At 48.5% G+C, this 903-nt stretch carries 2 tRNA genes; both read right to left on the reverse strand.

Annotation, left to right across the window (positions count from 1 at the left end):
* Positions 1-237: 237 nt before the first annotated feature.
* Positions 238-313, reverse strand: a tRNA-Ala gene (locus ACFVYJ_RS13675).
* A gap of 264 nt (positions 314-577) precedes the next feature.
* Positions 578-654, reverse strand: a tRNA-Ile gene (locus ACFVYJ_RS13680).
* Between the last annotated feature and the right edge of the window lie 249 nt (positions 655-903).

Here is a 903-nt window from a genome sequence, read left to right on the forward strand (position 1 = left end):
GTAACGATAGATTTCGCCGAATTGGCGCTTGTAAAACTTCTACAAGTCAAAATCTATAAATGAATCAAATCCAAATTTTTAAAGAGCGTTTTACTTAAAAAAGTAAAAAGTAATAAACAACACTTACTGCGTATTCATTAGTTTTTAGTTTCTTCTGTATTTTGTGTGAGACAAGGCAAATGGTTGCGTAGCATACTCATGTATGTGAGCAAGCATTTAACGATGTATCGCGCAAAATGGTGGAGCTATGCGGGATCGAACCGCAGACCTCCTGCGTGCAAAGCAGGCGCTCTCCCAGCTGAGCTATAGCCCCTCGTCTTGTCTTTTTGCCGTTATGCTGCGTTGCGCTTGGCTCTCACTCAGTTATGACCCATCGAGGGTCACGCCTTCGTTCGCTTCGGCGCGCGCCTTGCCTAACACCAAAAATCCGGTGCCGAACTTACTGAAATGACTTCAGTCGTTGCTGCGCCCTGGTGTGTTACCCACTGCGCAAACCTTAATTTTCACAAGGCGAAGCGTAGGACGGCGACGCATAGCCTGCTATGCGAGTCGTGCTACAACAAAGCATTGTGGAAATTGGTAGGCCTGAGTGGACTTGAACCACCGACCTCACCCTTATCAGGGGTGCGCTCTAACCACCTGAGCTACAAGCCTACATCTCGGCCTCTTTTCGCCTTGCCCGGCGTTGCCTGCTTCGTTTGCTCAGTCACATACAACTGTATGTGCCTTCACTCACTCAGGGCGGTGCCTTGTGCAAACCGAAAATTGACTCGAGCTGCCTATCCCAAAGATTGGGCGACAACTTTTTCCGCTCTCTTTAATATCGACCAGATAATTCGTGTGAACGCTTGCCAGAACAGGCTTTCGTTTAAGGAGGTGATCCAGCCGCAGGTTCCCCTACGG

The organism is Pontibacter sp. JAM-7 (assembly GCF_048548695.2).
GTDB lineage: Bacteria > Pseudomonadota > Gammaproteobacteria > Pseudomonadales > Balneatricaceae > Neptuniibacter.